Annotated in this window: 18 protein-coding genes; 15 read left to right on the forward strand and 3 right to left on the reverse strand. The window is 40.0% G+C overall.

Annotated features, from left to right (window positions below):
• Positions 1–50 precede the first annotated feature (50 nt).
• The 6 genes from EA341_RS05735 to EA341_RS05760 all read left to right on the forward strand — a co-directional run bounded on the left by EA341_RS05735 (position 51) and on the right by EA341_RS05760 (position 8,591).
• On the forward strand, positions 51–1,751 hold the full coding sequence (locus EA341_RS05735; RefSeq protein ID WP_293012197.1) for a 1-acyl-sn-glycerol-3-phosphate acyltransferase: 1,701 nt from the start codon (positions 51–53) through the stop codon (positions 1,749–1,751).
• Positions 1,726–2,784: an NAD(P)H-dependent glycerol-3-phosphate dehydrogenase gene (locus EA341_RS05740; RefSeq protein WP_293012198.1), complete on the forward strand. Its 1,059-nt coding sequence runs from the start codon at positions 1,726–1,728 to the stop codon at positions 2,782–2,784. Before EA341_RS05735 ends, EA341_RS05740 begins: the two co-directional genes overlap by 26 nt.
• 13 nt (positions 2,785–2,797) lie before the next feature.
• Positions 2,798–4,075: an APC family permease gene (locus tag EA341_RS05745; RefSeq protein ID WP_293012200.1), complete on the forward strand. Its 1,278-nt coding sequence runs from the start codon at positions 2,798–2,800 to the stop codon at positions 4,073–4,075.
• Between the two features lie 52 nt (positions 4,076–4,127).
• On the forward strand, positions 4,128–5,777 hold the full coding sequence (locus EA341_RS05750) for a DUF5060 domain-containing protein (protein ID WP_293012202.1): 1,650 nt from the start codon (positions 4,128–4,130) through the stop codon (positions 5,775–5,777).
• Positions 5,778–6,042: 265 nt separating this feature from the next.
• Positions 6,043–6,996 carry a nucleoside hydrolase gene (locus EA341_RS05755; protein WP_293012204.1) on the forward strand — a complete coding sequence of 318 codons (954 nt, stop codon included), beginning with the start codon at positions 6,043–6,045 and terminating at the stop codon, positions 6,994–6,996.
• Between the two features lie 266 nt (positions 6,997–7,262).
• A complete protein-coding gene (locus EA341_RS05760) occupies positions 7,263–8,591 on the forward strand; it encodes a pyridoxal phosphate-dependent aminotransferase (RefSeq protein ID WP_293012206.1) in 1,329 nt (442 codons plus the stop codon).
• On the opposite strand, the gene EA341_RS05765 is transcribed toward EA341_RS05760, so the two are convergent.
• Complete coding sequence (locus tag EA341_RS05765) at positions 8,545–9,525, reverse strand: zinc dependent phospholipase C family protein (RefSeq protein ID WP_293012209.1); 981 nt, start codon at positions 9,523–9,525, stop codon at positions 8,545–8,547. The genes EA341_RS05760 and EA341_RS05765 overlap by 47 nt on opposite strands.
• A gap of 259 nt (positions 9,526–9,784) precedes the next feature.
• On the opposite strand from EA341_RS05765, the gene rpsT reads away from it, so the two are divergent.
• The 9 genes from rpsT (at position 9,785) to EA341_RS05810 (ending at position 19,105) form a co-directional block, all read left to right on the forward strand.
• Positions 9,785–10,039 carry a 30S ribosomal protein S20 gene (gene rpsT, locus EA341_RS05770; RefSeq protein WP_293012211.1) on the forward strand — a complete coding sequence of 85 codons (255 nt, stop codon included), beginning with the start codon at positions 9,785–9,787 and terminating at the stop codon, positions 10,037–10,039.
• A 142-nt stretch (positions 10,040–10,181) separates the two neighbouring features.
• A complete protein-coding gene (gene radC, locus EA341_RS05775) occupies positions 10,182–10,880 on the forward strand; it encodes a DNA repair protein RadC (RefSeq protein ID WP_293012213.1) in 699 nt (232 codons plus the stop codon).
• 2 nt (positions 10,881–10,882) lie between these two features.
• Positions 10,883–11,509: a DUF1684 domain-containing protein gene (locus EA341_RS05780; RefSeq protein ID WP_293012215.1), complete on the forward strand. Its 627-nt coding sequence runs from the start codon at positions 10,883–10,885 to the stop codon at positions 11,507–11,509.
• A 445-nt stretch (positions 11,510–11,954) separates the two neighbouring features.
• Positions 11,955–14,366, forward strand: a complete 2,412-nt coding sequence (gene pheT, locus EA341_RS05785; protein WP_293012217.1) for a phenylalanine--tRNA ligase subunit beta — start codon at positions 11,955–11,957, stop codon at positions 14,364–14,366.
• 4 nt (positions 14,367–14,370) lie between these two features.
• On the forward strand, positions 14,371–14,655 hold the full coding sequence (locus tag EA341_RS05790) for a hypothetical protein (protein ID WP_293012219.1): 285 nt from the start codon (positions 14,371–14,373) through the stop codon (positions 14,653–14,655).
• 1 nt (position 14,656) lies between these two features.
• Complete coding sequence (locus tag EA341_RS05795; protein WP_293012221.1) at positions 14,657–14,941, forward strand: cell division protein ZapA; 285 nt, start codon at positions 14,657–14,659, stop codon at positions 14,939–14,941.
• 64 nt (positions 14,942–15,005) lie between these two features.
• The gene (gene rny, locus EA341_RS05800; RefSeq protein WP_293012223.1) at positions 15,006–16,571 is read left to right on the forward strand and encodes a ribonuclease Y; all 1,566 of its coding nucleotides are present in this window, start codon (positions 15,006–15,008) and stop codon (positions 16,569–16,571) included.
• A 394-nt stretch (positions 16,572–16,965) separates the two neighbouring features.
• Positions 16,966–17,745: a zinc-dependent peptidase gene (locus EA341_RS05805; protein ID WP_293012226.1), complete on the forward strand. Its 780-nt coding sequence runs from the start codon at positions 16,966–16,968 to the stop codon at positions 17,743–17,745.
• Positions 17,746–17,815: 70 nt separating this feature from the next.
• A complete protein-coding gene (locus tag EA341_RS05810) occupies positions 17,816–19,105 on the forward strand; it encodes a M20/M25/M40 family metallo-hydrolase (RefSeq protein ID WP_293012228.1) in 1,290 nt (429 codons plus the stop codon).
• 135 nt (positions 19,106–19,240) lie between these two features.
• Here EA341_RS05810 and EA341_RS05815 read toward each other — a convergent pair whose 3' ends face one another.
• Together EA341_RS05815 and EA341_RS05820 are read right to left on the reverse strand one after the other, a co-directional pair.
• Positions 19,241–19,720, reverse strand: coding sequence for a hypothetical protein (locus EA341_RS05815; protein ID WP_293012231.1), 480 nt, complete (start codon positions 19,718–19,720; stop codon positions 19,241–19,243).
• The gene (locus EA341_RS05820) at positions 19,689–19,901 is read right to left on the reverse strand and encodes a hypothetical protein (protein WP_293012234.1); all 213 of its coding nucleotides are present in this window, start codon (positions 19,899–19,901) and stop codon (positions 19,689–19,691) included. The genes EA341_RS05815 and EA341_RS05820 overlap by 32 nt, the downstream gene beginning before the upstream one ends.
• Positions 19,902–20,823: the final 922 nt, after the last annotated feature.

Genomic DNA, 20,823 nt, shown 5'->3' on the forward strand with positions numbered 1-20,823 from the left:
CCCTCACCTTTTTTACTATATTTGTTTCTTTATTAAAAAGAGAAAGAACCTTGGCTGAGACCTATATCAAACACAAATATGATCCTATTCTCCCCCAAAAGGATGAATGGCCTGTGGTAAAGCTCAGTAAGAGCAGGAAGGAATTTATCAAAACTGTGGCTGAAGCCAGCAAGAAATCTATCCTTCAAATCACCAATAACAACATTGACTTACTCAAAGAGGAGCTGGAAACTACTCTTTACAGAGAAAAGCTACGGATCAAGCAAAACCCTTGGGCGGTAGATCCTGATGATGAACAGGATTTTTGGAGAAAGGTAAAATCCAATCTTGTTCAACTTAGTCAGGATGGAAGCCTCAATAAAACCCAAAAGAAGAGAATTTATATAGAAATCCTGGACGAAATCACCATGCGCTATGCTGAGGAGATTGCCAGTAATTTTATTCACTCACATTATAAATTGACCAGGAGAATGGTCACCTATGGATTTTCTCGCTTACTCAACGCGGCAAGAGTGAAAGGCCTCAGGTCCATTTTCAGCAATCAATACAGCCTACAGGATAAAATACAAATAGTCGGGGAAACAGATCAAATACGGGAACTGGCATCCAAAGGAACCATAGTTATGGTACCCACCCATTTCTCTAACCTAGACAGTATCCTTATTGGCTGGATCATTTCAGTTTTAGGATTGCCTCCTTTTATTTATGGCGCGGGATTGAACCTGTTTAATATAGGTATTTTTGCCTACTTCATGAATGCACTGGGAGCCTACAAAGTAGACAGAAGGAAAAAAAACCTTCCTTACCTAGAGACTTTAAAAACATACTCTTCAGAAGCCATACAGTTTGGGGTGCATAGTTTATTTTTTCCAGGAGGAACAAGATCAAGGTCTGGAATGATCGAGAAAAAGCTTAAACTTGGCCTACTAAGTACAGCAGTTGAGGCTCAGAGAGCCAACTTTCAAAAAGGGGTGAAGGATGTAGCAGGAAAGATATTTATTGTCCCTGTGACCATTAATTATCATTTTGTTTTGGAGGCGCCAAGCTTGATCAAAGAACATTTGTCTATGACTGGACAAGAACGGTATTATAAAGAATCAGATGAGTTTTCTACTTCCTACAAAATCTCAAAATTCCTGGTGAAGTTTTTCACCAAAGGATCAGACATTTCAGTCTCCATAGGGAAAGCTATGGATGTGTTGGGGAATTATGTAGATCAAGATGGCCAAAGTCTGGACAGGCATGGCAGAATCATCAATACCAGTGATTATTTCATATCTAACGGGAAAATCACGGTGGATGCACAGAGAGAAGAAGAGTACACCCATCACCTTGGCAAAAGGATCGTAGAGGAATTCCATAAAATCAACCGTGTTTTCAGTTCACATTTCGTGGCTTTTGTGGCGTTTCAGCTAATTAAAAGAGAGAATAAAAAAATGGACCTCTACAGTTTGTTAAGACTCCCTGAGGAAGATATTGAAATCCCTTATGAAGAATTCAAAACAACCTGTGAAAAGCTCCTGCAATCCATTATGGAATTGGAAGCCGAAAGTAAATTGCAGGTTGCACCACATATGCGCAATGATATCAATACCATCATCAATCATGGGCTTGAAAATGTAGGTATGTACCATGCAAAGCGTCCATTGGTCAAAAATGAATCCGGTAATATTGTCACTCAGGATTTATCCTTGTTATATTTTTATCACAACAGACTCTTAGGCTATGAGCTTGAAAGAAAATTCAACTGAAAAACCTATTGGCGTAGTCGGTATGGGAAGCTTTGGTACAGCCATCGCTAATATTCTTGCTGCCAAAAGTAAGGTGATCGCCTATGCCAGAAGGGCTGAAGTAGTTGAAGAAATCAATGAAAAACACAGCGTAGATGGTGTAAATATTCATAAAAGCATAGTGGGCACCCAGGATCCTAAACAAATTTGCAGTACTTGTGAAACCATATTTTTTATGGTCCCCTCTGCTGCCTTTCAGGAAGTAATTCGGGCTTTTGCACCATATCTATATCCTTATCATATTGTCATTCATGGTACAAAAGGACTTTGCCTTAATCTTCCCCAAGGAAAATCACTGGATCAATTGGGGAAAATCACCAGGAAAAATATCCTGACCATGAGTGAAGTTATCCTGAAGGAGACTGTTGTCATTAGGGTAGGTTGTTTGGCGGGGCCCAATCTTGCCAGAGAGCTTTATTTAAGTCAACCTGCAGCCACTGTGGTTGCAAGCCGATTTAATGAAGTCATCATGGAAGGACAGCGCTTATTAAGAAATGATAAGTTTCAAGTATATGGCAATTCCGATATCGTTGGGGTTGAGCTTAGTGGTGTATTGAAAAACATTATTGCCATAGCTTCAGGAGCATTGGCAGGATTAGGTTTGGGAGAAAATGCGAAAGGACTTTTGATTTCCAGGGGCATGGTAGAATTGGTTTATCTCGGAAATGCGCTAGGGGGCAGTTTAAAATCTTTCATCGGACTTGCGGGGATAGGTGACTTGGTCACAACCTGTAATTCAACTCTTTCAAGAAACTATACTGTTGGTTATAGACTTGCGAAAGGAGAGAAACTTTCCCATATCTTGAACACCATGGAGGAAGTAGCAGAAGGAATCAATACTGTTCGTTTGATGAAAGCATTTGTGGAAGGCACTGGCATGAGAGCCCCTATCACCGAAAACTTATACAAAGTGCTATTTGAAGACCTTAGAATTGAAGAAGCTTTACAATACCTTATGAAGTACCCATTCAGTGTAGATGTAGATTTTATTTGATTTTTGAAGTTAAATGGAAAACAAAGGACTGAAGAGAGGTATTCAAAGATGGGACTTGGTCTTTTTGATCATCAATTCAGTCATAGGTGCAGGAATATTCGCATTACCTGCCAAGGTTTTTGCCCTTTCAGGGGTCTATTCCATCCTTGCTTTTTTGGCATGTACCCTAGTCATGGTAGTGCTGATTTTGGTGTTTGCCGAGGTCAGTTCGAGGTTTGAAAAAACAGGAGGGCCTTATTTATATGTATTTGAGGCCTTCGGTCCCACACCGGCATTTATAATAGGGTGGTTACTGATGTTGACACGCTTATTCAGCTATGCCACCTTAATCAATCTATTGGTACTTTACCTTTCCTTCTTTTCAGATGTTTTTAATCATGCTGAAGTAAGAATCACCATGATTCTTTTGATCACAGGACTGATTACCTACATCAATTGGATAGGTGTTAAAAACACCGCTAAAATCAGTAACATCCTAACAATAGCCAAATTATTCCCATTGGCAGTATTTATAATAGTAGGATTGTTTTATATCGATTTTGATTTGGTACAACCTGGCCCACTGCCTAGTTGGGAGGATTTTTCAGCTTCCACTCTTCTATTAATTTTTGCTTTTGGGGGATTTGAAGCAGGCTTGGTCAATAGTGGGGAAATTGTCAACCCCAAGAAAAATCTACCGTTTGGATTGATGACCGCAGCGGCCATTATTGCTGGATTTTATATCATGATCCAGGTGGTTTCGATTGGCACTTTACCTGACTTGGCCACCTCAGACAAGCCTTTGGCAGACGCGGCTACAGGTTTTATGGGCTGGTGGGGAGGAATGTTCATTACCTTAGGTGCAGTAGTATCGATCATGGGAACACTAAATGTGCAGATTTTGAGCGGATCGAGGTTACCTTTTGCCTTGAGCTTAGAAGATCAGCTACCAAAATTCTTTGCCAAGATCCATCCTCGTTTTGCTACACCATTTGTATCACTGGCATTTTTTGCTGCTTTGGTGGCCTTTGTGGCCATCGTATGGGGATTCATGAGCTCTTTAGCGGTATCGGTGATTTCCAGGTTGATTCTATATGGCATGGTCGCAGCTTCCTTGATGAAATTAAGGAAAAAAGAAGTCAAGAGGGATTATTTCAGGATTCCCTACGGCAACCAATTCGCAATCGCCGGTATTTTGGCTACACTATGGTTGCTTTCAGGCAGTCAGGCTGAAGAGATTTGGGATACTGCAATTTGGACTGGATTTGGCTTAGGGATTTTTGTATTGCATAAGCTTTTTGCAAAAAAATAATCCATTGCGTTGGATTTTATTTAGTTTTAAGGAACATCAAGCCCAAGCCTATATGATCCGAGCCCTGACCTATACTGTGGGGTGCTGGTTACTTCTGACCTTTTACACCCAGGCACAGACTGTTTCCAAAGCCTTTTCTAAAAACCTCAATTCACAAGCAGAACAATGGCAGGTCCATGATATTAAATTTAAAGGAAAGTCGGGTAGTGAAAACCCATTTGATGTAAAGTTTGGAGCGATATATTCAGGTCCAGATGGGCAGCTTATGGACGTCCCAGGCTTTTTTAATGGCAACAATGAGTGGGTATCCCGCTTTTCTGCTTCTCAAACAGGCAATTGGACCTTTGAAACCTATTCCTCCAGACCGGAATTAGCAGGACTGAAAGGCAGCATCAAGATCAGCCCCAATACCAGACCCAACCAAAAAGGTGCTGTAATCATAGACCCCAAAAACCCCAAGGCATTTGTCTATGAAGATGGCAGCCCTCATTTTTTGTTGGCATACGAACTTGATTGGCTATATGCCTTGGACTATGAGAATCCTGAAGGAATGCCTAGAACCGGTAAAATCCTGAATGATGTCCAAAACCATGGATTCAACCATGTGGTCATGAATGCCTATGCTTATGACGTAGGTTGGGGAGTGGCAAAAGATGTTCCTGAAGAATATTTCTTCGGAAAACCGGATTATGGAATTTTTGAAGGAGGTAATGAAAATCCGAATTTTGACCGACTTAACCTCAAACTTTTCCAGCATTTGGACAGGGTATTTTTGGCCATGCAGGAAAGGGGTCTGGATGCCCACCTGATGATCTATGTCTGGAACAAAAAAGTAAACTGGCCGGAGATGTACAGCAAAGCTGACAACATGTACTTTCATTATATCATTGATAGATACCAAGCTTTTAGCAATATCATCTGGGACATCTCAAAAGAAGCCCTTGACTACGGCAGATGTGATATTCCTTACCTGCACGAGCGCATCAGCAGGATAAGGGCTAGAGATGCATTTAAACGCTTATTGACTGTCCATGATTACGAATACAATTCCCGGCATGAAGACAAGGTAGACTTTGTGTCTATCCAAAGCTGGAGGCCAAACCTGTATTCACTCATGCTTCAGGGAAGACAATTCCATACCAAACCAGTGGTCAATATAGAACATGGCGGCTATGAAGAAGGCCCTTATATTTCCTTTTTAGGCAATTACACCAATGCGGAAACATGCTTGGAAAGAACTTATGAATGTGTTTTTGCAGGAGTTTATGGCTCCTATTATTGGCAGGATGCAGCATGGAACATTGTGGTATGGGATGCTATGGATGAAAAACATGATTTTGATCCGCCACGCTATGATTATTACAAACATATGGCCGATCTTTTCGAAAAATTCAAATTCAATGATTTCAAGCCTTCAGTACCAAAACTAACCACCAATGACAAAGGCGGAAATGATAATCTGGCTACGAATGGATTTGGAATGTACGACGACAAAGGGAATTACCTGATGTTGATTCCCAAAGAAACAGAAAGGACAAATGTAATTCTGCCCAAGCCCGAAAGTGGCAGAGTAAAAGTAACCTGGATGAATCCATTCACCGGGGAATATCAGGAAAAAGGAATAATTGATTGGTCAGGCTGGATGGAAATGATCAGCCCCTGGCAGTATGAAATGAGTGTGTTGATAATTGAAAAGATATAGTGGACATTAAAATATGATGTACATCCGCAATTTTACCACTTATCAATTAAAAAATGATTTTCAGACAAACTGATACTAATAGAAATTAGATAATTATTAATATTGATTTAATAAAACGGGTTAATTCTACAAAATAGTTTCTATTGTTTTGATTGCGGTTAATCAATTAAAATATTTTTTGATAACCAAAAAATGTTGTGATTGTCCGCTGATATACAACCTATTTCAGTCAAACAAAGAAATTGAATCCAAAAATTGAGAAAGCATGAACACAGAACAGAGCATAAATAGAGGTTTAATTATACACCTGATTTTAGCGATATTGCTTTTTGCTGCTTTTCCAAGCCTAGCCCAAAAACAAAAAGTATGGCTGGATTCAGATACAGGAAATGAAATGGACGATTTGTATGCCATTGTTAGGTTGCTGAAAGACCCCTCGGTAGATGTTGTCGGACTCAGCTCAGCCCATTTCAACAATCCTGATTTGTTGGTTTTTGAAAAATGGAATGCTTACGAGACAGAGGGCTTAGAGACCATGGAAGATTCTCAAAGACTCAATGAACTGATTCTCAATACCATGGGTCTGGAAAGCATTCCCCACCCCAAAGGAGCTGACCGGCAGATCGGCAGAGCTTGGGGAGGTTCCGAACCCAGAGATTCTCCTGCAGCTCAGGAAATCATCAAAATCGCCAAAGCTCTTCCCGATGGAGAAAAGCTGGATATTTTGACCTTAGGTGCCCTGACCAATATCGCTTCAGCCATTATCCTCGCCCCTGATATACTCCCCAAAATCAGGGTTTTTGCCTTGGGAGCGAAGTACGACCAAAACAAACGTGCCTGGAGCAAAAATGAATTCAATATCCGAAATGACCTCAATGCCTTTGATTATTTACTTGATCTCAAAGATTTTGATTTCACCGTGATGCCATTAGAAACTGCCCTTCCTTTGAAATTTGACCGGGATGAGACGTATCAAAAAACAGATGACAATATCCCCATAGAAAAAATCCTTGCAGACCGGTGGAGGGAACAAAATCCGCAGGATAAAACCAGGGTAATGTGGGATCTGGCTTTGGTACAGGCTTACCTCCTGCCACAACATTCAGAAACCTTATTGGTCAACAGCCCGCCTGAAAACAAGTCTTTTACCGTGAAAATCTATTCCAAAATTGATCAAGATGCCCTGATGGAAGATTTTTGGACTTACCTTAAGAAATAAGACAGATTTCAAAATTTAAAAAACTATTTGATAATGAGCGATATACCCAAAATTTAAACAAACTGCCCAATAAAACCATTTGATTAGCACGTATGGAAGTTCCATCAAAACAGCAGTGAATTGGTGAAATTAAGACTTAAACTTATTTTTAAAGGTAAAGCTGATTTTTTTCACAATACCCTTCTATCGCCCATCTTTTTTAAAGAATCCGCAATCATTCTCTGCACTTTTTGTTTATTTGTTTTCGATTTCCAAATACCAGCAAGATGAGGACATTGTTATTAAGACCAGGAGCAGAAGAACTGAATTATGAAATCCGCGGTATTGTCAAAAAAGCCCGACAGATAGAATCTTTGGGTTATGAAATCACCTGGGAAAATATAGGCGACCCTATACAAAAAAGTAACAGTGTCCCCTCATGGATGAAGGATATTGTATCTGAACTAGTAAGCCAAGACAAATCCTATGGCTATGCCGACTCTAAGGGAGTATTGGAAACCAGAGAATTTCTTTCCGGCCTCAACAATCAAAAGGGAGGTGCACAGATCGGAGCAGAAGACATCTTATTTTTCAATGGCTTGGGAGATGCGATTGCGAAGCTCTACCAATTTTTAATTCCAACAGCCAGAATCATCGGCCCCTCTCCTGCTTACAGCACCCACAGTTCTGCAGAAGCAGCACACGCCAATACAGCTCCCATCACCTATAAGCTTGACCCTGACAATCAGTGGTTGCCCGATATGAATGACCTCTACAACAAGGTCAAATACAACCCCTCTATCGTTGGTATTCTGATCATCAACCCGGACAATCCTACCGGCATGGTCTATCCTAAAGAGGTATTGGAAGATTTCGTAAAAATCGCAAAGGAGTTCAATCTGCTTTTGATTGCAGATGAAATCTATCAAAACATCACCTATAATGGCATAAACGCAACAGCCTTGGCAGAAGTAATCGGAGATCTTCCGGCTATCTCACTCAAAGGCATTTCCAAAGAATTCCCATGGCCAGGTTCCAGATGCGGATGGATGGAATTTTACAACAGAAATGCCTCCAAGGAATTTGCCAAGCTGTGTCAAACACTGGAAAATGCGAAAATGATAGAAGTCTGTTCCACCATCCTACCGCAACTGTCTATACCAAAAATCATGAGTCACCCTGAATACAAGCCGTACAGGAAGGAGCAAAATGAACGGATAGGGAAAAGAAGCAGAATCATGGAGAAAATATTGGGCGACATTCCAGGAATCAAATTCAATCCCACACAAGGAGCATTTTATAACACCATAGTGTTTGATGAAGCTTTATTGGAGCCAAATCAACATTTACAGGTGGAAAACCCTGAAATAGGCTTACTCCTTGAAAAATGGCTCTCTGAAAAGGACATGCCCTTAGACAAGCGGTTTGTTTATTATTTACTAGCTGCACAACAAATATGCGTGGTTCCTATAAGTTCTTTCTGTTCTGATCTAAGAGGATTTAGGGTAACATTACTGGAAGAAAATGAAGAGGTATTTAGAAATACTTTTGAAAAACTTGGAATTGCCATCAGGCAATACCTGAATTCCGCAAAAAAAGACCTGATCTCTTCCTAATAAAAACAAACTGTTTTAATTGTTTGACTGAAGAAATAAAATCCCCTTCATGTTCTCGGACTTTAAGATTCTTATCAGGCTTTAATTCCTCTTTAGGGAATTCCTCTGATCCGATTTTGAGTCCATTCAAGTCAGGCTGTCCCGCATCAATCCAAGCCGTATACCAAAAATCAGCTGTCATTTTGATAGACCGCTTCATTTGCCTTTCTACTTGACCTGCCAACATCGTGTGATAAGCCAAGGTGAAATCCCGAGAGTATACCTGTGTATTGATACCTCCCCTTTCTTCAAAGCTGTACTTTTTATCCTCAGCAAATCGCTCCGACAGTATTTTTTCAAAACGAAGAACCGAATCCAACGCATGATGTGCACCAGCCACCGCATCCCAAACAGAAAGCTGTGGCCGCTCATGATAAATGGCCTTTCCTACATAAAAGTCGAAATCTTCAGACAAAAGCTCAGGGATTCTGCTTTCCCAAAATCCATGTATACCGTATTGACCCGTAAGCTGCCCATTGTAATTTTTGGTGGTGTGAAGGGGCACATGCATATCCCCGATATAATGTCCTAAATCTGCAGACAACCTCAAGATAGCTTTTGCATCCTTTCTTTTCATGGCCTCTGTCAATTGAATTTTGACATGGTACACATTCCAGGGACCAATTCCTTTTTCACGTAATGAGGTCTCCTGAAATAAATCGAGTGCCTGATTCCAATACCTTGGCAAGGTGTAGAGCGCACTATCTCCATAACTATCTATGTCAATAAAATGCTTCTCTGCTTCCCCCTTAACTGCATATCTTCTTCTATCGGGATTTACTGCATTTTCAGAAATAAAATCAATATAATGCTTATAAAACCCCATCATTTCAGGAGGAAGTGAAAAAACAGCCTGTCGATTGATTTTTCTATGTGCATAAAAACCCCAAGCCATTAAGGGTTCCGCACAAAAAATAGATACAACAAAAAATATGAAACACTTTTTCATAACAAAAGATAAGAAATCTCAGACGCTAAATAAAACAAAAAACATTACCTTCGTGAAAATATTTATGAAATCCAGTAAAAGAACCAAAGCCCTCCTATTTTTAGGTTAAGTTTGGATTTTCTTTGGTGTTTCTAAAATTATAAGTTAACTTTGCACTCCGTTTAGATAAAGGGTGTAAACAAAGAAATTAAGTTAAATAAAGGATATGGCAAATCACAAATCGGCACTTAAAAGAATCCGTGCAAACGAAGCCAAGCGTTTGAGAAACAGATATCAGCACAAGACTACAAGAACTTTCATCAAAAGATTGAAGTCTTCTACTGACAAAGCTGAAGCGCAGGAATTGTTAAAAACAGTTACATCTATGATTGATAAACTTGCCAAGAAGAATATCATTCACAGTAACAACGCTGCCAACAAAAAATCTAAATTGACTAAATTGGTCAATTCATTGGCATAAAAAAAAATTATCCGTTTAAATAGCCCCGGAACTGATTCCTGGGCTTTTTTTGTTTTTAAGCTATTGCTATTTTTATCCTAATTCCCGTTTTTAATCAGACGGGTACTCAGTCTTTTTAATTTGCTTTTAAAATTTTAGCCTTATGGACGCCTATCCATCAATCAAAATTTCAATGCTCTCTGAAGAAGATCGCCCAAGAGAAAAACTCCTCCTCAAGGGTAAATCAACACTTTCTGACGCTGAACTCATTGCTATTCTTATTGGATCAGGTACAAAACAGCTCAGCGCAGTGGACTTGGCAAAGCATATTTTAAGCAAAGTAAATTACAACCTGGCTGACTTGGCCCGACTGAGTATTACAGATTTGAAGAAATTCAAAGGGATAGGTGAAGCCAAAGCCATTTCGATTGTAGCAGCCTTGGAACTGGGAAGAAGAAGAAAGCTCATCACAGAGCAACCTAAAAAAGCCAAAATCAATTCTTCTGCCGATGTATGGCAATTTATGAAACCCGATCTTTTAGATGAATCAGTGGAGCATTTTTATATACTGCTGCTCAACCGCAACAACCAAATCGTCAAAAAACAAATTATAAGTTCTGGTGGAACAACAGGGACGGTAGCTGATCCAAAGATCATTTTCAAACATGCTTTGGACAATCTAGCCTGCTCTATCGTTTTGGTCCACAACCATCCATCTGGCAACCTCAAACCTTCGGATCAGGATCGCCGTCTTACAAATAAACTTGTGGAAGCTGGTAAAAATCTTGATGTCCCTATTATTGATCATGTGATATTCACCGATCTTGCCTATTTTAGCTTCGCAGACGAAGGCTTGATTTAATTATGAAGACAAATACCATATTAATTATTGGAGTATTGACAGTTATAGTTTTGGCGGTGATCTATACCCTTACAGGAACTGACAATCCGGAAACCTATATTGAAAACGTAGAAAAAGAAAGGGAAAGACAATACAAGTTTATACGCTTCAATGTAGAATCTCCTTTGACAGATGAGCAAAAAAGAACTTTTGGAGAACTGGAATATTTCCCCATTGACCCGAGCTATAAAGTAAGGGCTAAAATGGTCCCTTTAGAAAACAAAAAAATGGTGGAACTCCCCATGACTGATGGCACATTGGAAAAATACCTGCAACACAGCCATGCGGAATTCGAACTGAAAGGCCAAAGCATCAGATTATTGCTCCTTCAATCCCAAAAAGACCCTGACAGGAGGAATTTCTTTCTCGCATTTGCGGATGCAACAAGCGGTGAAGAAACATATGGAGGCGGTCGCTTCATCAACTTGCGCCAAGACGGCAAAAACAGCATCACCATAGATTTCAACCTGGCTTACAACCCCTACTGCGCCTACAACCCGGACTTTGCCTGCCCTCTTCCACCTAGGGAAAACATCCTCGAGATCCCCATCAATGCTGGAGAGAAGGATTATAAAAAGGAGGAAGGATGAGTAAAGAGGCGAGAGATTAGAAACAAGAATCAAGACACAAGAAAAAAGATGGGTTGATATTGACCTTTGGGGTTTCCAAAACGCCGAAGGTTTGTTTGGATAAAATGGGGATGCAAGAGGTAAAGATAAAGGATGAGAAGCGAGATGCGAGAAAATTAAAAGAGAGGTCTGATAAGTTGTAAGCCTCGTAAATCGTCCTTCGTAATTCGAAAATTATTTAAGTGAAGAAAAAACAATGCCTGAAGAGGCTATTACTTCCTAATCCGTCCTTCGTAAATCGCAATTTTTAAGGCATCCACTTCTTACCTAAGCCAATTCTCTTAAATTTGTGCCGTATTCTGAATTAACTGTGCTTTCATGAAACCGAGCATAAGGTTAAGCTCAAACAGATGGATGATTTTTGTGGCGAGATTCCACCTGACCTTTAAGAAATAATTATAAACAGATGAAAATATCAATCAATAGATTAAAAGATTATATCAAACTTGAGCAATCTCCAGAGGAAATAGCTGATTTGCTTACCGGAAGCGGACTTGAAGTGGAGGGGATTGAACTTTTTGAATCCATCAAAGGTGGTTTGGAAGGGATAGTCATTGGAGAGGTAATCACCTGTGAAAAGCATCCCAATGCGGATAAATTAAGTAAAACCACCGTTGACATCGGAGACCAGATTGTACCTATAGTCTGCGGTGCTCCAAATGTAGCCAAAGGACAAAAAGTAGTGGTTGCCAAAGAAGGATGTACACTCTATCCGATCAGCGGAGATCCTTTTGAAATCAAAAAAGCCAAAATCCGTGGAGAAGTTTCTCAAGGTATGATCTGCGCCGAAGATGAAATCGGGATTGGCGAAAGCCATGCAGGGATCATGGTTTTGGATACCGATCTCTCTAACGGCACTCCTGCTGCAGAATATTTCAAAGTAGTCCGTGACCACGTTTTGGAAATCGGATTGACACCCAACAGGGCTGATGCAGCTTCCCATCTTGGGGTGGCAAGGGACCTGAAAGCTTTGCTTCAAAAAGAAATCTGTCTTTCATCGGTAGAAGACTTCCAGGTAGACAATAAAGCCTTGCAAATCCCTGTAGAAGTGGAAAGTGCGGAAGACTGCCCAAGATATGCTGGACTGACCATTTCCAACATCAAAGTTGGCCCATCTCCGGAATGGCTGCAAAACTACCTCAAGGCTCTTGACCTTGAACCCATCAACAATATCGTAGACATCACCAACTTTATCCTGCATGACTTGGGGCAGCCCTTGCATGCTTTTGATGCGGATAAAATCAATGGAAAGAAAATAATCGTCAAAAAGCTTCCTAAAAACACTCCATTTATCACTTTGGATGAAAAAGAGAGAAAGTTATCCGGTGAAGAACTGATGATCTGTGATGAAAAAGGGGGATTGTGTATAGCCGGTATTTTTGGAGGAAAAGGTTCAGGAGTATCTGATGAAACCACTTCCATCTTCCTTGAATCCGCTTATTTCTCACCGGATGTAATCAGAAAAGGTTCCCAGTTTCACGGGCTCAAAACTGACGCTTCATTCAGGTTTGAAAGAGGCACAGATCCCAATATGCCGGTATATGCTTTGAAAAAAGCGGCAATGTTGATCAAGGAAATTGCCGGAGGCCAGATTACCTCTGACATCATCGATCTCTATCCAAATCCAGTTCAGGATTTCGAAATAGAGGTGAGTTATGCCCATATTCACCGCCTGATAGGCAAAGAAATTTCCAAAGAAGAAATCAAAACCACTTTGGAAAACCTGGATATCCGATTCATAGGGGAAACAGAGAAAAACATCACCGTATCCGTCAAACCTTACAGGGTAGATGTTACCAGAGAGGCCGATGTCATTGAGGAAATCTTAAGGATCCATGGCTTTGACAATGTTCCACTTTCTGAAAACCTCAATTCAGATTACCTGGCTGAGCATCCTGCCAAAGACTTCAACAAGCTCCAATATAAATTAAGCGAGGTTCTTTCAGGGCTTGGATATTTTGAGATCATCACCAATTCGCTCACAAAGCCTGTATACTCAGAAAAATCAGGCTTTCTTAACCCTGAGAATAATGTTGAGATTTTGAATAAGCTCAGCGAGGAACTGGGGGTTATGAGACAGACAATGCTTTTCTCTGGGTTAGAAGTCCTTGCCCATAACATCAACAGAAGGCAAAAAGACCTGAAACTGTTTGAGTTTGGAACCACCTACACCAAAGAAGCAGAAGGTTATTCAGAAGAGAAAAAACTCGCGCTTTTTCTCACTGGAGACAAAGCAGCAGAAAGCTGGCTGGAACCTTCCAAATCATTGGCTTTTCCTGACCTTTATGCCACGGTGGAATTGATTTGCGAAAAATTGGGCATTGAAAATTCCGAAGTGGAAATCATTCATGATGCACCTTTTGATTATGGCCTGAAAATCATGCTTGGAACCAAGGAGCTTGGAAAAGTAGGCTTGGTTAATGAAAAGCTTTGCAAACTTGCGGAAGTAAAACAGGAAGTTTTCTATGCAGAACTGAGCTGGGACCTTTTGATCAAAAAATCCAAAGGACTTAAAAAATACAGTGAAATTTCAAAATTCCCTGAAGTACGTCGAGATCTCTCTTTGGTAATTGACAAAGAAGTGAGTTTTGACCAAATCCGAAAGACAGCATTGAAAGCAGGAGGCAAACTTTTACAGAGAATTGGTGTCTTTGATGTGTATCAGGGAGAAAAAATCGAAGCAGGTAAGAAAGCTTATGCATTAAGTTTTTATCTTCAGGACAAAGAACAGACACTGACAGATAAAATCATTGATAAAACCATGAACAGGCTTATTGTTAGTTTTGAAAATGAAGTAGGAGCATTTATCAGAAAATAGACTTATGATTCACGAAGAACTTCAGCGTATGGAAAAGCTTGCCTCGCAGGTAAGCAAGAAACTACAAAACTTAGAGGAGGAAAACCTGAACCTATCCAAAGAGCTGCAGACGCTCCGCCAAAGTTTGGAGGAAAGGGAGCGTACACTGGAGGATTTTAAAAATCAAATTAAAATAGCTAAACTTGTAAACAGCATACCGGTAGAAGAAATGGAGTCTGCCGAATTGAGAGAAAAAATCAATAATTATATAAAGGAAATTGATAATATAATCGCTTATCTGTCTGAATAATATGGAAACACTATCTATTAGGTTGAAAATCGGAGATCGGGAATACCCAATGAAGGTGAAGACCGAAGATGAATCCAAAATCAGACATGCGGGCAAATTGATTAATGATAAAATAAAAAGATATAGAGAAGAATTTGGTCTGGATGACAGACAGGATCTTTTGGCTATGGTAGCCTTTGATTCTATGGTAGAATCAATGGAGCAGAATATGATCAATACAGAGGATAGCGAAATGATCCGTTCCAGTGTTAAAAGAATCAATGACCAACTAAACTCTTTATTATAATTTCATTCCTCACAATTCGTGGATTTTACTTCTTCGGTAGGTTAATCATATATATAAAACACCTATGGGAGAGTCAATATACATCATAATCGCAGGCGCTTTGGGCCTGGGGCTTGGCGCAGTAATCGTCGGCCTTTTTTTGAAAAACAACAGTAAGAAAATAGAGGAGGATGCCAGAGAAAAAGCTAAGAGCATCATTAGAGAGGCGGAAATAAACGCTGAGGCAACCAAGAAGGATAAAATTCTTGAAGCAAAAGAAAAATACCTGAGGTTGAAGTCTGAGTTTGAAGAAGAGGCCAACAAAAAGAAAAACCTCATCATCACGAATGAAAACAAACTCAAACAACGTGAGCAATCTCTTTCCAAAGAGTTAGAACAGATCAAAAGAAAAGAAGCGGAACTGGAAAGCAAAAAAGAAAATCTCAGCGCCCAGCTTCATGCTGTTCAGGTAAAAAAAGATGAACTGGACAGGGTAACCAACCAGCGGATTTCAGATCTTGAAAAGATAGCTGCGCTTACTCGCGAAGAGGCCAGAGATCAATTGGTCGAAATGCTGAAAGATGAAGCCACTACAAAGGCTTCTTCCCAAATCAAAGATATCTTGGACAATGCCAAACTTACTGCCACCAAGCAGGCCAAGAAGATTGTATTGGATACCATCCAAAGAACAGCAACCGAACACGCCATTGAAAATTGCGTCTCTGTATTCAATATTGAGTCAGATGATGTAAAAGGTAAGATCATCGGTAGAGAAGGTAGAAATATCCGTGCGCTCGAAGCAGCCACAGGAGTGGAAATCATTGTGGATGATACACCTGAGGCCATCATTATTTCAGGCTTTGATCCGGTTAGGAGAGAAGTGGCCAAGCTTTCCCTTCACAGATTGGTACAGGATGGAAGAATCCACCCTGCCAGAATTGAAGAGGTGGTAGCCAAAACAGAAAAGAACATAGAGGACGAAATCATCGAAATCGGAGAAAGAACCTGTATTGATCTTGGAATCCACGGACTACATCCAGAATTGATCAGGATGGTGGGCCGAATGAGGTTCAGGTCATCTTATGGTCAAAATCTCCTTCAACACTCCAGAGAAGTCGCCAAGCTTTGTGCTACCATGGCTGCTGAAATGGGATTGAATGCCAAGCTTGCCAAAAGAGCCGGTTTGCTTCACGATATAGGAAAAGTTTGGCCTGAAGAAGCTGAATTGCCACATGCCGTACTGGGGATGGAGTTGGCCAAAAAATACAAGGAACATCCTGAAGTATGTAATGCCATAGGTGCTCACCATGATGAGATCGAAATGACTTCCATGATATCTCCTATCGTGCAGGCATCTGATGCCATTTCAGGCTCAAGACCGGGCGCAAGACGTGAAATCATGGATAGCTATATCAAACGCCTTAAAGAGCTTGAAGAGCTCGCTTTGGCGTTTGACGGGGTCAATAAGTGCTTTGCCATGCAGGCTGGTCGCGAACTGAGAGTTTTGGTAGACGCTGACAACGTAGATGATGCTACTGCAAGCAAACTCTCTTTTGATATATCCCAGAAAATAGAAAAGGAAATGCAGTATCCTGGTCAGATCAAGATCACTGTAATCCGGGAAATGAGGGCAGTGAATTATGCGAAGTAATATTATCTGATTGGCATATTTGTTAAGGATTTGAATTCAGTTAAAAAACGCATAAACTGATCTTTACAGATATTGTTGGATATGGGATATTATTGGATATTCTCACCTCATATATCAAGCTTGAATTGATTAGCTAGGATACATTAATATAAAAGATTCTGAGGCTATAGTCACCAATGGTTGCATTTGTAACTTAAACAAAGGTGTAGAGGAAACTTTACACCTTTTTTATTTTGAAGTCAATGCTATATTCTGAATGACGTCAGAATTCTTTTGGAATAATATCCACTAATATCTAATATCGATTAATATCGAATTGGACTTCAGAGTCAGTCTTTATTTCATAACCCGATTTATTCTATATTTCCAAATAACCATTTTATAAATTCCAGAAATGTATTTCCTCCACCGTCTATTCTTCTCCATCGGAGAATTTTTTTACACTTTATTTTTGAGATTGAAAGTCGGTTCAAAAATCCAAAAGCTAAGCAAGGAAGATATCAACGTTTTGGAAAATCTTTTCCCCTATTACAAAAACCTAAGCAAAGAACATCAGAAAGACTTTATCTCAAGATTGGAATGGTTTCTTGCTGAAAAAGAATTTATTCCAAGGGGTGAATTGAAGAAAGTCACTCCTGAAATGAAACTACTTGTCGGTGCCACTGCCATCATGGTTACTTTTGGTTTCAGGGGAGTTTTTCTCCGCCATTTCAGTAAAATATTGCTTTACCCTGACTCCTATTATTCTACCATCAATCAAAAATACCATTATGGTGAAGTCAACCCCAAACTTGGGTTAATCGTACTGTCATGGGAAAAGTTTGTAGAAGGGTTTATGCATTCCCAAAGTGGAATCAACCTGGGGATCCATGAAATGGCGCATGCCATGAAGTTGGAAAATCAAATCCATTATAATAGAGAAAGTAATTTCTTTAACCCTTACAGGTGGGAAAGGTATGCTGTAGAAGCCAAAAAGGAGAAAGAAAAAATCCAAAAAGGCGATTCGAATCTTTTCAGAAAATCTGCAGGGGCAAATGACCATGAGTTTTTTGCAGTCGCCTTAGAAGTGTTTTTTGAAAGATCACTGGAGTTTGCCGCATATAATCCGGCACTTTATAAAGCACTTGTTTATTTATTAAAACAGGATCCAATTCAATTACACAACAGTAACTGAGACAATTTTTTAAGCGGTTTGCTGGATGAAAAAAAATTCCACTATTTCAAAATTGAAAAATTTCAAAACTATGAGAGTAGCCACTTTATTCGTCATCTTAATTATATCAGGAATTCTGCTTCAGGTAAATGCTCAGGAAATCCAGTCCAAATACATGGAGCAGGTTCAGCAATTTTCCTCCAAACCGGAAATCAAAGAAGCCTTTGCCTACATCCGGGAAATCGATGATCAGACAATCGCGGATATGATCACCTTGACCGAAATCCCTGCTCCTTCTTATCATGAGGAAGAAAAAGGAAAGGCCTTTGCAGAAATGCTGAGGAAGGCCGGCGCTGACTCGGTATGGACAGATGAGGTCGGCAATGTCATTGGCCTAAGAAAAGGAACAAAGGGAGAAAAAACCATTTTGGTTGAGGGGCATCTGGATACAGTATTTCCCTTTGGCACCGATGTGAACGTAAAACAAAAAGGCGACACTTTGTTTGCTCCTGGCATTGGAGATGCCAGCAGGTCCGTAGCTATGATAGTTGCACTTTTGAAAACCATGGAGGCTCAAAACCTCCGGACAAGCCACAATATCTGGTTTACCGGTACAGTGGGCGAAGAGGGTTTGGGAGACCTTTATGGCGTCAAGCACCTCTTTAGAGAGGGAGCACATCCATTGGCTGCACATATCGCCATAGATGGTGGCGGACTGGAAGACATAGTCAACGGAGGCATCGGTTCGCTGAGGTATAAGGTCACCTTCAAAGGTTCAGGTGGACATTCTTACGGGGCCTTTGGTATTGGCAACCCACACAATGCTTTAGCCCAATCCGTAGTAGCATTTGTTCCAAAAGCGGATGCATTTACAAAAGAAGGCCCAAAAACCACCTACAGCATATCCGTACTGGGAGGAGGTACATCTGTCAATTCCATACCCTACGAGTCCTGGATGCTGGTAGACATGCGCTCGGAAAGTAATGAAAAACTCCAGGGCATCAATACCCTGTTTCTGGAATCCATGCAGGAAGGGCTTAAAAAGGAAAATGATATCGTCCGTAGAGGAAAACCCCTCACTGTTGATATAGAAAAAGTAGGTGACAGGCCTAGCGGGCTAGCCTCCCCTGAATCTCCTCTAATCCAACAAAGCATGGCCATAGCCAATTTTTTGACCGGTAAAGATCCCAAGTTGAGTTCCAGCTCAACCAATTCCAACATTGCCTTCTCCAAAGGCATCCCTGCCGTAACGATAGGCCGCGGAGGAGAAGGTGGCGGAGTCCATACCCTGGATGAGTGGTGGCTCAATAAAGATGGGTACTTGGGAATTCAAAATGCCTTGCTTTTGGTATTGATGCAGGGGGAATATATACCTGATTAAATGCCAAACGCTAACTGGTTATCCGGAGGCTGTGCCTCCGGATCATTGGTATTCAAGCCTTTGGCTTGATAGAAATTCGTCACAATATGCGACTATACCAGAAGTCCGACGGCGCAACCGTCGGACAACCGGAAATCACTTCATCTTATGTATTGATTTCAATTCTAAGATATCCAGCAAATCTTTAGGTCTTCCTGCTCTTTTTTTACTTTCTAACAAGTCTTGTAAATTGAGGACATTCCATTTATATATTCCACGTTCCTTTATTTCCACTATTTCACTTTCAGAAAGGGCTTCATCAAAGCTTTTTCCAATCTGAAAATTTGTAATCAATTCAAGATTTAAATCAGCTGGAGAGAATTTTACTGATATATTTTGCTTTTTATTTTTAACTTTTTCTGGAAAGCTGTCTATCTCATACCCCATTCGTTTAAACACTCTCAGTAGCTTAGAAAAATTCTCTTCTGATGTATCTATCCAAAAATCCACGTCTGCAGAATGACGCTGATATCCGTGAAAATTTACCGCCCCACCACCTACCAAAAGCATTTTTACACCTTCTCGGGATGCCTCCATTAAAAATTCATCTATGTTTTGTTTCCAGATTTTTTCCATGTGAACTAGCCTCAATGACGAAGTTTTCTTGAGAAGTTTTAGCAGTTGTTTTTAGAGGAAACTTCAACATATATTCGCAAAGGTCCAGAAAGTTATAAAAACGTTCATTAGGTTCTAGTTTTAGAAAAGCTTCCCGCTGTTCCTGCTTACTTTCTTTTTTGGTCTGAAACTTAATTTCCATATAAGTTGGATTTAAGTTTTTAAATATAACAAACTGATTTGAGATTTTGGAAAAAATAAAATATTGCCAAATAAAGAGGAAGTCCCCACATTTGGATTTAACATAATTAGCCGATACTTTGAAAAAACCAATTCTATACAGGTTGGATTTATAAAACTTCCCCCAAACTATAAAAAAAGCCCAAAATTTGACAAATCTTATTTTCACTAATTCATAAGGTTAAATTAGAAAAGGGGATCCTAGATTAAAGTCATAAGCGATGCATTGACTGATGTCAAATTAATGTTTCTGATTACACGCTTCTCTGCCAGTTACATCAAATTTTAATATGAGTGTATGGATCTATACACGTTAGTCTTTCAATTCCAAACTTTCAACTTTTCTCAAACTTTGAATTTGAGATCGCAGGGGAGGATGAATTTCGACCGGGCCGGCGCAAGCCTTGTGCCTGGATAGGATTCGAAATTCTTGATTTTTTGGCTACTTTTTCATTAAGGAAAAAGTAGCTTCATAAATAAATTTTAATCAGAGTTAAGCATTAAGAACAGGATCATAACAATAATTGCCTACGTGCATTGATACGGATACTCATAATTTTTAAAATTAATGTTTGAATTTGATCAATATCTAGTTAAAAATTAGTTTAATAAAGTTAAAGCTCAACCTAAACTCCATATAGGTCAAGAATAACCCTACTTCAGAAAGCTATTCAGTATCAGGTTTTCAAGCGATCTTAATCACTCTTTACAGAAACCCATTACCCAGCCTGCGGTTACTCGGAGCATGTGGGTTTCTGGTAACAAAGCCCTTGGCTTGATACAAATTCGTCGCAAAATGCGACTTTACCAGAAATCCGAAGGCACAACCTTCGGACAGCAGATAATCTGCGAAATTTTTTAAAAACTATAAAAAAAGTTTATAA

Source organism: Mongoliibacter sp. (assembly GCF_007692705.1).
In the GTDB taxonomy this organism is placed as follows: domain Bacteria; phylum Bacteroidota; class Bacteroidia; order Cytophagales; family Cyclobacteriaceae; genus Mongoliibacter.

Coding starts and splice junctions, on each gene's coding strand:
- EA341_RS05740 (WP_293012198.1), top strand. CDS start 1,726: ATGAGCTTGAAAGAAAATTCAACTGAAAAACCTATTGGCGTAGTCGGT.
- EA341_RS05745 (WP_293012200.1), top strand. CDS start 2,798: ATGGAAAACAAAGGACTGAAGAGAGGTATTCAAAGATGGGACTTGGTC.
- EA341_RS05750 (WP_293012202.1), top strand. CDS start 4,128: ATGATCCGAGCCCTGACCTATACTGTGGGGTGCTGGTTACTTCTGACC.
- EA341_RS05755 (WP_293012204.1), top strand. CDS start 6,043: ATGAACACAGAACAGAGCATAAATAGAGGTTTAATTATACACCTGATT.
- EA341_RS05760 (WP_293012206.1), top strand. CDS start 7,263: ATGAGGACATTGTTATTAAGACCAGGAGCAGAAGAACTGAATTATGAA.
- EA341_RS05765 (WP_293012209.1), bottom strand. CDS start 9,525: ATGGCTTGGGGTTTTTATGCACATAGAAAAATCAATCGACAGGCTGTT.
- rpsT (WP_293012211.1), top strand. CDS start 9,785: ATGGCAAATCACAAATCGGCACTTAAAAGAATCCGTGCAAACGAAGCC.
- radC (WP_293012213.1), top strand. CDS start 10,182: ATGGACGCCTATCCATCAATCAAAATTTCAATGCTCTCTGAAGAAGAT.
- EA341_RS05780 (WP_293012215.1), top strand. CDS start 10,883: ATGAAGACAAATACCATATTAATTATTGGAGTATTGACAGTTATAGTT.
- pheT (WP_293012217.1), top strand. CDS start 11,955: ATGAAAATATCAATCAATAGATTAAAAGATTATATCAAACTTGAGCAA.
- EA341_RS05790 (WP_293012219.1), top strand. CDS start 14,371: ATGATTCACGAAGAACTTCAGCGTATGGAAAAGCTTGCCTCGCAGGTA.
- EA341_RS05795 (WP_293012221.1), top strand. CDS start 14,657: ATGGAAACACTATCTATTAGGTTGAAAATCGGAGATCGGGAATACCCA.
- rny (WP_293012223.1), top strand. CDS start 15,006: ATGGGAGAGTCAATATACATCATAATCGCAGGCGCTTTGGGCCTGGGG.
- EA341_RS05805 (WP_293012226.1), top strand. CDS start 16,966: ATGTATTTCCTCCACCGTCTATTCTTCTCCATCGGAGAATTTTTTTAC.
- EA341_RS05810 (WP_293012228.1), top strand. CDS start 17,816: ATGAGAGTAGCCACTTTATTCGTCATCTTAATTATATCAGGAATTCTG.
- EA341_RS05815 (WP_293012231.1), bottom strand. CDS start 19,720: ATGGAAAAAATCTGGAAACAAAACATAGATGAATTTTTAATGGAGGCA.
- EA341_RS05820 (WP_293012234.1), bottom strand. CDS start 19,901: ATGGAAATTAAGTTTCAGACCAAAAAAGAAAGTAAGCAGGAACAGCGG.